The sequence below is a fragment of the Aminobacterium thunnarium genome (assembly GCF_055390565.1).
The window spans coordinates 425,963-439,944 of the sequence record NZ_AP042412.1 but is presented as its reverse complement, the minus strand read 5'-3'; the positions used below and the strand labels follow the sequence as shown (position 1 = coordinate 439,944).

Here is a 13,982-nt window from a genome sequence, read left to right as displayed (position 1 = left end):
CATCTATACTTCAATAAATAAAGCTAAATCAGGACACGTTTTTTCGCATACTTTGCATCCGACGCACCTTTCTGCATGAAGGGCTGTTACAACAGCAAAACCTTTACGATTTGTTTCTCCCGTAATTTCATAAACGTTAACGGGACAAGCATTGGCACAAAGTCCACATCCTTTACATAAATCTTTATCAATATGTATGGTCATAAATTTCACCTCAATGTACGTATAATCTCAACAACTTCTCTGGGACTTCGAGCAATATGCACTCCGGATTTTTCGAGAGATTCTATTTTAGAAGCAGCTGTACCTTTGTTTCCTCTTATAATTGCGCCAGCGTGACCCAAAGATTTACCGACAGGAGCTGACCGCCCCACAATAAGAGAAACCACAGGTTTTGTTACATGTTTTGCAATAAATTCTGCTGCTTTTATCTCAGTTGTTCCGCCAATCTCTCCCAAAAGCAGTATTATTTCTGTTTCTGGATCTTCTTGAAAAAGCTCAACTATATCTTTTTGATTCATTCCCCAAATAGGTCCTCCGCCTAAAGCCACAACAGTAGATTGCCCAATACCAGCCTCAGTCAATGTTTTACCCATTTCGTAAGAAAGAGCGCCGCTCTTGGAAACTACCCCCACATATCCTTCTTTAAACATGCGAGCTGGATGTGCCCCCAATTTGCACTTCCCTGGAGCTATTAAGCCAGCAGCTCCAGGACCTATCACTTTAGTGTTGTGGGCAGAAGCATAACTTAAAATTTCAAGAACATCCTTTTGAGGAATTCCCTCCATTGTGAGAACAAGCAGTGGAATTGTACTATCTATAATTTCAAAAGCTGCATCTTTAGCAAAAGCAGGAGGAACAAAACTAATAGCTGCATCCACACCACATGTCAAAACAGCCTCTTCCACAAAATCAAAGACAGGCACATCGTAAACAGTCAAACCGCCTTTACCAGGAGTAACTCCTGCTACCACACGGGTACCGTAGTCAATAAGTGTTTGAGTCTGAAGCGCTCCAGAACGACCAGTAATTCCTTGAATAAGAACCCTTGTCTCGGCATTAACAAGAATAGACATGTCATATTTCCTCCGCTGCCTTGACTGCACAAACAACTGCTTGCTCAAGGTCATCAAAAACAGGAAGGCCCGAGTCTCTCATCATTTTTCTGCCTTCTTCTTCCATTGTTCCGCATAATCTAACAAAAAACGGAATAGAAACAGTATGATCCTTTAGATATTGAATAATTCCTTCTGCCATTTCATCCATTCTGTTAAAACCACCAATGAGCACTACTAACAAACTTTTAATTTCTGTTTCTGATCGTGTAAAAACAGTCTCCATAGCTTTGTACATAACTTCAGGACTCGTTATTCCTCCCATCTCACAAAAATCTGCAGCGTCTCCACCAAAATCACGAATAAGGTCTAGAGAAAGCATTCCTGTTCCAGCTCCATCTGAAATAAGTCCGATATTGCCATCGAGAGAAACATATGTAATCGTTCCCTCATCCTTTTTTGTATTTTTGTCATCTGCTAGCATTTTTTGTTGTTCGAGAAGTTCTTGAAAAGTCCCTTTTTGCCTATATTTTGCGTCATCATCAAGATTGATTTTTGAATCGAGAGCAACAAGACCGGAAGGAGTTTTAACAAGAGGATTGATTTCTATCAGACTTGCATCATATTCCTTAAACAAGGTATACATCGCCTGTAAAACTTTACGCAATGTCTTGATTCCATCATCAAGCTTCAGGAAAGAAGCAACCTTACGGAAATGATAATCAGAAGGGCCAACCAGGGGATCAAATGGCAACTTAATAATTTTCTGGGGAGCTTCCTCAGCAATTTTTTCTATTTCCATCCCTCCTGCTGCACTTGCAACAATAAGAGGCCGCTTCAACTCTCCATCGACGACAAAAGAAAGATAAAATTCTTGCAAAATATCAATCTTCTCTTCCGCTAGAAGAGCCGTTACCTTTTCTCCCTTAAGATCAGCACCCAATAATCTTCGACCTTCTTGTTGTAATGAAACATTATCATTACATACGACTACGCCCCCAGCTTTTCCACGTCCACCAGAAAGAATCTGAGATTTTAAAACTAAGGGAGCATTCAGAGATTCTATCTCCTCGATAGAACGGACAAGGATTCTTTGTGGAACAGGGATACCACAGCGTACAAAAAGTTCTTTTCCCTGAAATTCATAGAGCTTCATTATTCTATTCCTCCGAATTTAGAGCAAATTGAACGCCAGCTTCTACAGCTTTTTTATTCAAATCCCAAAAACGAGGTTTTATGTTATCTTGTACTACTTCTAGCAGTTGCTCTTTCGTAAACAGATTTGTTTTCGTCTGAAGATATCCGAGTACCACCATATTGGCTGCCATCTTATTGCCTAAACCAATCGCAATCTCCGTTGCCGGAATCTTATAAACAGTGATTTGTGAACTAACTTTAGAAAGATCTGGAACAAGCTCACTATCGACAATAAGCAAACCATCAGTTTTGAGCCCTGTGATATATGTTTGAAAAGCTGTTTGAAAAAGCGCAACCAGAACATCATTTTTTTCTTGAATGGGAGTCCGAATCGGACTATCAGAGATAATCAATTCAGACTGGCACTGCCCTCCTCGTGCTTCTGATCCATAGGATTGTGTTTGCACTGCATAGAGTCCTCGCTTGGTAACAGCAGCTTCACCAAGAATAATGGCCGAAAGAATAATCCCCTGGCCACCATAGCCACATAGACGAATGCTTAAAGGCTTCATGCCTGCCCCCCCTCTCGATATACAGAACTCCCTTCAAAAATGGGACGTTTTTTATTAACGAATTCTCCCAAGATAGTTTTACCTTTCAGTTCTTCTGAACTCATACTTTCTGTTTGTTTAGAAGTAACACATATAGATCGAACCCAATCAAAAACTTTTTGGGGTTGTCCTGTATTCAAGGCATAACGTCCAAAGTGAGTTGGACATTGTGACAAAATTTCAAGAACCGAAAAACCTTCATGTAGAAGAGCCACTTTCATTAATTTATTCATAAGAGGCTGGAAAGGGGTCGCTGCTCGAGCAACATAACTTGCTCCAGCAGCTTCTGCTACTTTACATAAATCGAAAGGAGGTTCCCCACTCCCATAAGGAGTTGTCATTGTGATAGCCGCAGGAGGGGTCATAGGTGCAACTTGCCCGCCTGTCATAGCAAAATTAAAGTTATTGACAACAATCATCGTAACGTCAAGATTTCGCCGTGCTGCCTGAAGGAAATGATTACCACCTATTGCCGCAGCGTCACCATCTCCTGCAAATATAACAATCCTTGTCTGAGGTTTATGAAGTTTTATCCCAGTAGCCCATGCTAGAGTCCTTCCATGTACACCATGCAATACATCTGATTTAATATAGACTGGAATACGAGCAGTGCATCCTACTCCGCCTATGGCAACCATGGAATCTAAATCAATTTCAAGCTCGTCAACTACTTGTAAAAAAGTATTTAATATCTGACCACATCCACAACCTGGGCAGAACATATGAGGTAATTTCTCTTCTCGAACGTATTTTCGCAAAGGATTTTTTCGCATTATGCCCTGACCTCCTCTATGGCTGCCAATATTTCTTGCGGAGAATGAATAAGTCCCCTATTACGAGTAGCTCTTATTGTCTTACAGAGCCCTCCACATACTCGCTCTATTTCTCTTGCATACTTGCCCATATTCATCTCAACAGAAATAACAACACCTACGTTTTTGGCAACTTCCCGTATTGCTTCCTCTGGAACAGGCCAAACTGCATCAAGTTTAAGAACTCCTACTTTTATTCCCTTATCACGTGCAAGGTCCATTGCATCAAGACACGGCCTTACTTCACTTCCATAAGCTATAAGAGCTATGTCTGCATCACCCATGCCAAATTCTTGCGTCGTAGATATGACATGTCTGTTTTCCCAAATTTTCCCCGTTATTCTTTTATATAGTTTTTCAAAAACATCGGGATCCCAATCTATGCTTCCACTTTCATCATGGGGATTCAGAGAGTAGATCGTATGATACCCTTCTCCAAGTTCAGCAAAATCAGGAACACCAAAAGGGTCGGCTTTAAAAGGCATGAATTCTTCAGGGGAAGAGGTTGTTTTTTTCCGATGTACTATGGGAATCTCTGATAGAGCAGGAATAGAAAGCCGTTCTCTCATCAAAGCAATAGTTGTTTCAGACATAACCACTACAGGAGTACGATACTCCTCAGCTAAATTAAAAGCTCGAACAGTATAATCAAAAAGCTCTTGTACAGAAGAAGGGGCTAAAACAATCATTTCGTGATCGCCGCTAACTCCCCATCTCATTTGCATAACGTCAGCTTGCGTCGCAAAATTCTCTCCTCGACAACGTTGAACATCAACAATAACAATAGGAGCTTCAACAGCAATAGCATAGCCAATTCCTTCTTGCATATAATTGTAACCGGCACTTGCCGTTGCTGTCATAGCTTTGGCACCTGCCAGCGACGCTCCTGATATAGCGTAAATAGAACACAACTCATCTTCTCCTTGAAGAAAATGTCCCCCTAAAACAGGCAAACGTCGTGACATTCTCTCTGAAATTTCATTGGCCGGAGTAATTGGGTATCCGGCAAAGAAATTACATCCTGCAGCCAAGGCTCCTTCTACGCAGGCGTAATTGCCTAACATGAAGTGAACACCGGATAAAACTCTGCCTTCCTTGTTTTTATCAAAAGTTCCCATAGACAAAGCTCCTTTCACCTTGTTTTTACCGCTATACCTATTTTTAAGCTTTTAATTTCCGGAATATTCATATCATGTAAAATGCTTAATGTCAAATATATTACATACTTTACAGATAATATTTAAAACACTTTGCATTCTTTATTTCTTTGCACTTGACATTGCCGCTAAAAAAGACGAAAGTATTGGATAGTTCACGTAGTGAAATTAAATAGGAAGGATGAAGAGCATGGGCGTAAAAGTCTTTCAATCACTTGGAGACCAAGTTTTTGAAACTCTTAAAGAAAAAATCGTTAGCAACGAGTATAAACCAGGCGAACTCATGCAGATTGACAAATTAGCAAGTGAATTTGGAGTAAGTACCACTCCTGTTCGGGAAGCGCTACTTCGTTTAGAGGGTGTTGGGCTTGTATCCATCGAAAGAAACAAAGGTGCTATTGTTACACAAATAAGCAAAAATTTGGCCCAATATACATGGGAATTTCGCAGACTTCTTGAAGCTCATACATCAAGAGACACTGCAAGCCATTGCTCTGATGCTGAACTAGACTCTATAGAAAACACTTTAAAAATAGTACTCGAACATCCAAGCGACTTTGAATTGTATAAAAAGTCGGACTTAGCTATTCATGCCCTTTTATCAAAATATACGGCTAACTACCTCATTATCAACTCTCTTAACAACCTGAGCATAAATGCAAGAAGGATTCGCTACTTTGCTGAAGAAGGTCCATTCCCTGAAGAAATTATTGTTCCTGTAACTTACGAACATCTCTCAATCGTAGATGCATTAAAAACGCATAATCCAGACCTTGTAGAACAAAGAGTCAAATCTCACCTTCAAAATGCAGAAAAACGAACGATGAATTCCCTAGTTTTTCAAACAAAGAAAGATACTGAAGAATAACTTTTTAACTTAGATTATGTGGATATGGGAGAAGATTTCTTCTCCCATATTTTTTTAATATTGAAAATATGTAAAATGCAAAATATTTTTGACATTAACAATAACACGTGATATATAATGTCAATAACAAATAATATTATTATGCAATTCAGATCATAAAAAATATAAAACCTTGCTCGCCTTTTTAGAGTTCGACATATATTTAATGAGGTGATCTACCGTGAAAACAATTGGGCTTCTTGGGGGATTAACATGGGAATCAACTAGTGAGTATTACAAAATTATTAACGAAATGACACATGAAAAAATGGGAAGAAGACACTCCGCGTCTATGTTGATTGGGAGTTTCGATTTTGATCCTATTAACCAATTTATGGGAAAAGGACAATGGGAAGAAATAACTAACGAAATGACAAATATGGCATTAAAACTAGAAAACAGTGGCGCTGACTGCATCCTTATTTGTTGCAATACACTCCACAAGGTAGCACAAGACGTCTCAAAGGCGCTAACTAAAGCTCATCTTATAAATATTATTGATGTTGTAGCTAAAGAAATTATAGACAAACATGTTAATACTGTTGGACTTCTCGGTTCCACTTTTACTATGGAACTCCCTTTCTATAAAGAACATCTTCAGAAATATGGCATCCATTCTATTATCCCTATCTCAGAAGAAAGAAAATTCATTATGGACACTATTGAAAATGAACTTGGTGTAGGAAAGATAAATCCTAAATCAAGAGAAGAATTTTTGAAGATTATAAACAAATTGGTTCAACAAGGAGCGGAAGGAATTATTTTAGGATGTACAGAAATTCCATTGCTTCTTAAGCAAAAAGATACCCTGATTCCTCTTTTTGATAGTACTTATCTTCATTCACAGGCAGCTGTTACATTTTCATTGTCATAAAAAATAATAGAAAAGGTGGTGAATAGTGGAAACAATAAGAATTAGAGTTCAATGTAAAGCGTGAAAAGCATAGCTGATGAGAGAAAATAAAAGGGAGGGCACACAATGAAAAAGATCCTGAAAGTTTTTCTCGTAACTTTAGTCGCTGTTATATTCTTTTCCGCACCATTTATTAATTCAGCACAAGCTGCAATTGAATTAAAGCTATCTGACCATGACGTTTGCGGTGGCCTTAAAGGAAAGATTGGGGAATACTGGTTTGATCAAATAGAAAAAGAAACCAATAGCAAGGCAAAAATAAAGGCTTACTGGGGTGGTGTCCTCTTTAATGCTGAGGAAGAATTGAATGCTCTTTCAGAGGGTATTGTTGACATAGCTGCAATTTATCCTGATTTTTATCCTAAACAACTTCCTCTTTTTGGAGCATTTTGGCTTTTTCCCAAAGGGCCGGAACAATGGGAAAACATTCGTTGGATATATAAAGAAAGTATAGAAAGAATTCCAGAATTCAAAAGAGAATTAGAAGAAGCTGGAATCAAAATACTCCTAATGGAAAATGGCCTTCCTATGGCCTATATGGCTCGCTATCCAATAACCTCTCTTAAAGACATTTCAGGTAAAAAATGGAGAGCAGGAGATCGCTGGAATTTAAAACTGCTAGAAAATCAAAAAGCTATTGCTGTTTCTATTCCGTGGGGAGATTGCTACATGGCATTGGAAACAGGAACTGTTGATGGAATCGTTTCTAATTATGATGGAATGCATCGGCAGAAATTTGATGAACCAGCTAAAAATATACTCACAGGAAAAGCAATCGGTTGGTCGCAACCAATGTTTTACTGTGTAAATAAGAAAAAATGGGATTCTTTACCTAAAGATATTCAGGAAGGAATTCTCAGAGCAAGTGAGAATTCCGAAAGAGCGTTTGCAGAAATGTATGAAGCAGAATTCAACCGCATTGTAGAAGCAGAAAAAGAAGCTGGCTGTACTGTAAATTTCTATTCCACGGAAGATGTGGATAACTGGGCAGATGAAACATGCCTCATCGAATTACGAAAAGTTTTCACAAAAGAATTGTCAACAGACGGCGTAGATAATTCTTCTGAAATGTTGGAACAGCTAAAATCCATTATTGAAGAAGGAATCGCAAAAGAAAAATAAAAAAGGAAGGGGAAGTTTTTTGTTTCTTCCCCTTCTTCAATAGTTTATGGGGGAAAGAAAGGGAGTTTCTTAAAAATGAAGAATTTTTTAAAACAACTTAATGCAATGCTTGCTGAATTAGGTGGACTACTTATGACCATCATGATGTTACTTTTCCTCATTAATATAATTACACGAGAAATTAATAAACCTATACAAGGGTTATTGCAACTTGCTGTTTTCGCCATGGTCATTCTAATATACCTCGGGCTAGCTCATACAGAGGAAAACGACCAACACGTTCGACTAGAAGTTATCACAGACAGAGTATCACCAAGAATAAAAAACAAAATGCGTTTTGTCACTCACTGTATAGAGTGGATTATCATAAACATTTGTCTCTTAGCTGTATATAAAGACGCCCTTCGGGCTTTTATAAAAAAAGCATCCGTTACAGGAATAGTTCCCATGCCCCTTTGGCCAGTAAAATGGATTATGGTAATAGGTTTAATCATATATTGGCTTCAATTAGCAACCTGTGTTATCGAAGATTATAAGAAAATTAAAAGCACAGATTTTATTGTTGATACTCCTCACGAACTAGACCATACGAATGCTTAATTTGTAAATTGAGGTGACTAAAATATGGAGCCTACTACTTTAGGATTGTTTTCTATAGTTTTTCTACTAACGGCCATGGGATTTGGTTTATCCATTGGACTTGCTTTTATTTTAGTAAGTTTTATTACATCAATGTTTTTGTTAGGGGGTTTAGGCTCTGCCCTTTCTATTCTGGGACAAACTATGTACCACTGTATTGCTGCCCCAAGCTGGTGCTCCATTCCCCTTTTTATTCTGATGGGAGCCTTTGCAACTATCGCAGGATTCGGAACTTATATTTACGATGGTGTATATAAACTTACTCGCCGATGGCCAGGAGCGTTAGCAATTGCTACGTGTTTTGGCTCTGCTATATTTGGAGCAATATCCGGTTCTTCATTAGCTAATACTGCTATTTTCGGAAAACTTGTTCTGCCAGAAATGGATCGATACAAATATGATAGAAGTTTTTCGATTGCATGTGTAGCTTCTGCTGGTACTTTTGCTAATATGATCCCTCCAAGTATTAATTTTATTATTTTCGCTCTTTTTACTGAACAATCTATAGCAAGGTTATTTGCTGCAGGCGTAATTCCAGGTATACTTACTGCCTTCGTTTACTCTGTATCAATTATTTATCGCGTCAAAAAACATCCTGAACTGGCCCCCCTCGAAATAAACAAAGCGAAACTTACCATGAAAGAAAAAAGCGATGCATTCAAAAATCTCTTGCCAATTCTCCTTGTTGTAGGAGTAGTTTTCATAGGGATGTACTCAGGAGTTTTCAGCCCGACAGAAGCTGCAGCAGCAGGTTGTTTAGTAACACTTGTTACGGGAGTTCTTAAAAAAAGTATTACTCATATAAAAGATTTGAGAGATCCTTTGAGAGATTCTGCCAATACTACAGCTATGATGTTTATCATAAATGTAGGGGCGCTCCTGTTTTCAAGAATATTTGCTCTTACGGATATTCCTCAAAACATGGCGCTATTTGTTCAAAATTGGGATGTTCCTAGATTTGTTATCTTACTCGGAATTTTACTTATTTATTTCTTCCTTGGAATGATTATGGTTGAAATAGGCATCTATGCTCTAACCCTTCCAATACTTATGCCCATCATAATCTCTCTCGGATATGATCCCATATGGTTTGGCGTTATCGTCCTTAAGCTCAGTGAAATAGCAGCAATAACCCCACCCGTAGGGCTTAATGTTTATATGGCAAAAGCAGTTGCCGGAAAAGGAGTAACACTAGAACAAATTTTTAAGGGAATTTGGCCTTTCTGTCTGTGTGACATCGTAGTACTGATTCTGTTGATAGCTTTCCCTCAAATTTCACTATGGCTTCCGAATCTTCTCATGGGTAAATAACTTGGAGGTGTTCATGGAATGTACGATCTCGTTATAGAAAATGGAACACTAGTAACATCACAAGGCGAATATAAAGGCAAGATAGCTGTTAAAGACGGGAAAATAGCAGCTATTCTCTCAAGCGAATCTACCATTTCAGCATCTGAATATATCGATGCCCAAGATCACCTCGTTATGCCTGGTCTTGTTGATACACATGTTCATTGCGGTCATGGAACGCCTGAAAGAGAAAATTTTGAATGTGTAACTAAAGCCGCAGCAGCAGGAGGAATAACGACTATAGTTGATATGCCTCTCTCTGAACCTAGTACTGTAACAGTTGATGCTCTTGAAGAAAAGAAAAAATCTGCTTTTCCTCAAGTTGTTGTTGATTTCTCTTTGTATAGTGGAATTATTCCCCATCATATGAACGATATAGAGGCCACTTTTGAAGCTGGAGCTCAATGTTATAAGATTTTCACCTGTAGATGTTCAAACTACCCTATGACTTACGATGGCTTACTTCTCAAAGGAATGAAAAAAATAGGCCAGTTAGGTGGAATGGTTTGTGCACATGCAGAGAACGACACTCTTATACAAGAGTTAGTTGATGATTTTCTGCTATCTGGCCGTGATGACGCACAAGCTTATTTAGAGTCTCACCCTGAATATTCAGAGTTAGAAGCAGTAAAGAGATTTATCTTCCTCTCTTCCCTTGTTCCTAATTGCAAAACACATATATGCCATCTCAGTATTGCAAGTGGAGCCGAAGCACTAAGAGAAGCTCGAGGACACGGCATAACCAATATAACAGCCGAAACTTGTCCTCAATATCTCGCTCTAGATGAAGAAGATCTCATTCGAGATGGTGCTTTATTAAAATGTGATCCTCCCGTCAGGTCTCGTGAAAATGTAGAACGACTTTGGGAAATGGTTTTAAATGGCACTATTGACATGATTGTTTCAGACCATTCTCCACATTCTTTTGAGAAAAAAACTCCTCAAAATAATAATTTCTGGACCGTATCAGAAGGATGTACAGGTGTCCAGACACTCTTACCTGTCGTTGCTACAGAGGGACGAAAAAGAGGACTCTCTTGGACTCAACTAGTTAAACTTTGCGCCACACAGCCAGCTAGACGATTTGGATTAGGTTATGCAAAAGGTGATATCCAGATAGGATACGATGCAGACCTTATTCTTTTTGACCCTCTTAAAGAATGGGTGCAAGATGATAGTAAGCTTTTCTACCTCAATAAATGGAGTCCTTATAAAAACAAAAAATTCAAAGGACAAATAAAACGCACTATCATACGAGGTAAAACAGTGTTTATAGACGGCAAAATACAGGTAAAGCCAGGCTATGGGCATTATTACAAAATGGATATTGCAGCAAAATAGTCAGGAGGCATGAAATAGAAATGAGGATATTAGCGATCAATCCTAATTCTGATGAAAAATTTACCCAATTGATTTATCAATCAGCAATAAAAATAGCCTCTTTGGGCACAGAAATAATATGTAAAGCAGTTTTTGATGCCCCGCCCTTAATAGAAGATTTCATTGATGAAATTATGTGCGGTCCTGGATTATTAAAAATCGTAAAAGAAAACGAATCGCAAATTGACGCTATCGTTCTTTGTTGTACTTGTGACGTAAACATTCATATTCTCAGAGAATGCACGACAAAACCTGTTGTAGGCATTGGAGAAGCCTCAATGTTGGCAGCTATGACATTGGGCCATAAATTTTCTGTTATTCAAATGTCGCAACGGTCTCTACCAATGAAACAGCGGATGATTCACAATCTTGGTTTTGGATATCGTTGTGCATCTGTTCGTGTTATGGACGATTCGATTAAAGGAAGCTTGGCAGACAAAATAGCACCTGCTGCTCTTAAAGCCATAGAAGAAGATGGCGCAGAGGTAATAACTCTCGGATGCGCTGCTCTTTCTGGATTAGATACAGAACTTTCTCAACGCATAGGTGTACCTGTTATAGACGGAATTCCCTATGCGATACGCTTAGCAGAAACTCATGTAAAAACACATTCTAAAACAAGCAAAAAAGGTCTTTTTGGTCCTTCTACGTGGAGGTGACATCGTTGTTAGATACCATTATACGAAATGCATTAATAGTTGATGGCACAGGCAAAAAACCGTACAAAGGTGAGGTCGGAATATTGAATGGGAAAATTGTTCTTATAAAAGAAGAATATCTTTCTAAACTGCCCTCGGAAGCCAAAGAAATTATAGATGCTAATGGTCACATTGTATGCCCTGGTTTTATCGACATGCACAGTCATTCTGATTTACAGATTTTTTCTGATTCTCCATCGGACGCTAAAATACGCCAAGGAATTACGACTGAAGTTTTAGGGCAAGATGGTCTTGGTCCTGCCCCAATAAATGACACAAGTATTTCCACTATCAGAGAACTTCTTGCAGGTCTTGACGGAATCCTATCTGAATCAAAATGGACATGGAACAGTTTTGGAAGCTATCTAAATGCCATAGAAAAAGCAGCTCCATATAACAATATGGCCGTACTTTTATGCCAAGGACCAGTACGAATTGCAGCTATGGGAATGGATGAACGTCAACCAACAGCATCCGAACTTAGCAGCATGAAATCTATTGTTCGCGAAAGTATGGAAGAAGGCGCTTTTGGCTTATCGTCTGGCCTTATTTACCCGCCTTGTCCCTTTGCAGATACGGAGGAACTTATAGAACTGAACAAAGAAGTTGCCGCTTTCGACGGAATATATGTAGTACATCAAAGAGACGAAGGTTTTTATCTCTCACGTTCCTTTGATGAGGTAACACGCATAACACAGGAATCGGGAGTCGCACTCCAAGTTTCACACTTACAAGCTTATGGAAAGGTAAATTGGCCAATCATAGATGAGGTTTTAGAAAAAGCAGATCACCTTATAGATAGAGGTTTGCGCATATCTTGGGATAGATATCCTTACTTAGCAGGTTGCACAGTTTTAACAGCCGTCCTTCCAAATTGGACTTTTAATGAAGGAACCGAAGCTTTGGTTCGCAACCTTAAAAAGCAAGATTTTCGAGAAAAAATTCATCAAGATTTTACCAAGGGATTAGATGTTTGGCACAATAGACAAATCTCAGTCGGTTGGGAAAATATTATTGTTACAGCAGTACAAATTCCTGACAACAAATGGATGGAAGGCAAAAGCTGCCAAGAAATAGCAGACACTCTTAAAAAAGATCCCATCGATATGGTTATGGACCTTCTCGCAGAAGAAAAGCTTGCTGTAACTATGATAAGTTTCTATGGTTCTGAAAACGTCCTAGAAAAAGTTATTACTCACCCACACGGGACAGTTGGAACAGATGGAATATTCGGAGGGAAACCCCATCCAAGGCTCTACGGGACATATCCTCGATATCTGAAATCTTTCGCTCTCGAGGAAAAACGGCTTACGCTTCAAGAAGCTATACGCAAGGTTACTTCCTATCCAGCCTCTATTCTTGGAATTCATGATAGAGGAACCATAAAAGAAGGTTATTGGGCAGATCTCGTTATTTTTGATCCCAAAACAATAAGTGATTGCTCTACGTACGAGAACCCAACAGCTTACCCCACAGGTATTGATGCAGTTTTTATAAATGGAACCCTAGTTGTAAATAAACAAGGGTTTACAGGAAATCGACCTGGAAAGGTTCTCCGTCATGGAAAATAAAAAAAAATTTGATTCCCAAATAACCTTCTTATATTTTAAAAATTTGAATGAAGCTATCCCTTTTTTTGAAGAGGCTTTGAACCTTGAGCTTGTAGATGATCAAGGAACAGCCCGTTTATACCGACTTTCTACAGGGGCTTTTATAGGAATCGTAGATGAAAAAACTGGTCACTGTAAAGCTCTAAATAAAAATGCAGTGCTCATAACTCTCGTTACAGACAACTTGCAAGTATGGTATGAACGATTAAAAAATTACAACATACAATTAGAAACCGCTATTCAACGCCCTAAAGATTTCCCTGTTGAATGCTTCTTTTTCAAAGGACCAGGCGGTTATGAATTTGAAATACAAAAATTTCTTAAAGAAGATACTCGTAAAGTTTTTCATAAATAAAATTCAAACCTAAACTCCTTCATCTTATTTTTAAAGGGCTGCCTATTAGGCAACCCTTTAAATTATTCTTCTCTGCTGATATCATGATAATGTAAGAAAATTTAAAATATTAAATAACGTTTTCCGAGTTGTATGACCTTCCTCTTTATTGAGATGGCCACCAACCGTCAGGGTATAGCTGGAAACGGCCATGCCTCCCATTCTTGGAAAGGAAAACCTATCCAGGGAGGGATGTA

15 protein-coding genes and 1 riboswitch are annotated in these 13,982 nt (G+C 38.6%); of the genes, 9 read left to right on the top strand and 6 right to left on the bottom strand.

Annotation, left to right across the window (positions count from 1 at the left end; translation table 11 throughout):
* Positions 1-3: 3 nt before the first annotated feature.
* From ACZ5GY_RS02120 to ACZ5GY_RS02095, 6 genes are read right to left on the bottom strand one after another with little or no spacing between them, the layout of a single operon-like run.
* Positions 4-204 carry a 4Fe-4S dicluster domain-containing protein gene (locus ACZ5GY_RS02120; RefSeq protein WP_213691167.1) on the bottom strand — a complete coding sequence of 67 codons (201 nt, stop codon included), beginning with the start codon at positions 202-204 and terminating at the stop codon, positions 4-6.
* Positions 205-209: 5 nt separating this feature from the next.
* Positions 210-1,076: a succinate--CoA ligase subunit alpha gene (sucD, locus tag ACZ5GY_RS02115; protein WP_213691168.1), complete on the bottom strand. Its 867-nt coding sequence runs from the start codon at positions 1,074-1,076 to the stop codon at positions 210-212.
* Position 1,077: 1 nt separating this feature from the next.
* Positions 1,078-2,211 carry a succinate--CoA ligase subunit beta gene (locus tag ACZ5GY_RS02110; RefSeq protein ID WP_213701145.1) on the bottom strand — a complete coding sequence of 378 codons (1,134 nt, stop codon included), beginning with the start codon at positions 2,209-2,211 and terminating at the stop codon, positions 1,078-1,080.
* Between the two features lie 4 nt (positions 2,212-2,215).
* Complete coding sequence (locus ACZ5GY_RS02105; RefSeq protein ID WP_213691170.1) at positions 2,216-2,764, bottom strand: 2-oxoacid:acceptor oxidoreductase family protein; 549 nt, start codon at positions 2,762-2,764, stop codon at positions 2,216-2,218.
* Positions 2,761-3,576: a thiamine pyrophosphate-dependent enzyme gene (locus ACZ5GY_RS02100; protein WP_213691171.1), complete on the bottom strand. Its 816-nt coding sequence runs from the start codon at positions 3,574-3,576 to the stop codon at positions 2,761-2,763. Before ACZ5GY_RS02100 ends, ACZ5GY_RS02105 begins: the two co-directional genes overlap by 4 nt.
* A complete protein-coding gene (locus ACZ5GY_RS02095; RefSeq protein ID WP_213691172.1) occupies positions 3,576-4,733 on the bottom strand; it encodes a 2-oxoacid:acceptor oxidoreductase subunit alpha in 1,158 nt (385 codons plus the stop codon). The genes ACZ5GY_RS02100 and ACZ5GY_RS02095 overlap by 1 nt, the downstream gene beginning before the upstream one ends.
* Before the next feature lie 229 nt (positions 4,734-4,962).
* Between ACZ5GY_RS02095 and ACZ5GY_RS02090 the strand changes: the two genes are divergently transcribed.
* The 9 genes from ACZ5GY_RS02090 to ACZ5GY_RS02050 all read left to right on the top strand — a co-directional run bounded on the left by ACZ5GY_RS02090 (position 4,963) and on the right by ACZ5GY_RS02050 (position 13,746).
* On the top strand, positions 4,963-5,640 hold the full coding sequence (locus tag ACZ5GY_RS02090) for a GntR family transcriptional regulator (RefSeq protein WP_213691173.1): 678 nt from the start codon (positions 4,963-4,965) through the stop codon (positions 5,638-5,640).
* 220 nt (positions 5,641-5,860) lie between these two features.
* Positions 5,861-6,553 (top strand): aspartate/glutamate racemase family protein, encoded by a 693-nt coding sequence (locus ACZ5GY_RS02085; protein ID WP_464111947.1) that lies wholly within the window; start codon positions 5,861-5,863, stop codon positions 6,551-6,553.
* A gap of 105 nt (positions 6,554-6,658) precedes the next feature.
* The gene (locus ACZ5GY_RS02080) at positions 6,659-7,714 is read left to right on the top strand and encodes a TRAP transporter substrate-binding protein (RefSeq protein ID WP_464111946.1); all 1,056 of its coding nucleotides are present in this window, start codon (positions 6,659-6,661) and stop codon (positions 7,712-7,714) included.
* A 75-nt stretch (positions 7,715-7,789) separates the two neighbouring features.
* Complete coding sequence (locus ACZ5GY_RS02075; RefSeq protein ID WP_213701147.1) at positions 7,790-8,314, top strand: TRAP transporter small permease subunit; 525 nt, start codon at positions 7,790-7,792, stop codon at positions 8,312-8,314.
* 24 nt (positions 8,315-8,338) lie between these two features.
* The gene (locus ACZ5GY_RS02070; protein ID WP_213691177.1) at positions 8,339-9,664 is read left to right on the top strand and encodes a TRAP transporter large permease; all 1,326 of its coding nucleotides are present in this window, start codon (positions 8,339-8,341) and stop codon (positions 9,662-9,664) included.
* Between the two features lie 18 nt (positions 9,665-9,682).
* Positions 9,683-11,044 (top strand): allantoinase AllB, encoded by a 1,362-nt coding sequence (gene allB / locus ACZ5GY_RS02065; protein WP_213691178.1) that lies wholly within the window; start codon positions 9,683-9,685, stop codon positions 11,042-11,044.
* 20 nt (positions 11,045-11,064) lie between these two features.
* Complete coding sequence (locus ACZ5GY_RS02060) at positions 11,065-11,742, top strand: aspartate/glutamate racemase family protein (protein WP_213691179.1); 678 nt, start codon at positions 11,065-11,067, stop codon at positions 11,740-11,742.
* Positions 11,739-13,352 carry an N-acyl-D-amino-acid deacylase family protein gene (locus ACZ5GY_RS02055; protein ID WP_464111945.1) on the top strand — a complete coding sequence of 538 codons (1,614 nt, stop codon included), beginning with the start codon at positions 11,739-11,741 and terminating at the stop codon, positions 13,350-13,352. The genes ACZ5GY_RS02060 and ACZ5GY_RS02055 overlap by 4 nt, the downstream gene beginning before the upstream one ends.
* Positions 13,342-13,746 (top strand): VOC family protein, encoded by a 405-nt coding sequence (locus tag ACZ5GY_RS02050; protein WP_213701150.1) that lies wholly within the window; start codon positions 13,342-13,344, stop codon positions 13,744-13,746. Before ACZ5GY_RS02055 ends, ACZ5GY_RS02050 begins: the two co-directional genes overlap by 11 nt.
* A 109-nt stretch (positions 13,747-13,855) precedes the next feature.
* Positions 13,856-13,976: riboswitch (molybdenum cofactor riboswitch) on the top strand.
* The last annotated feature ends 6 nt before the right edge of the window (positions 13,977-13,982 follow it).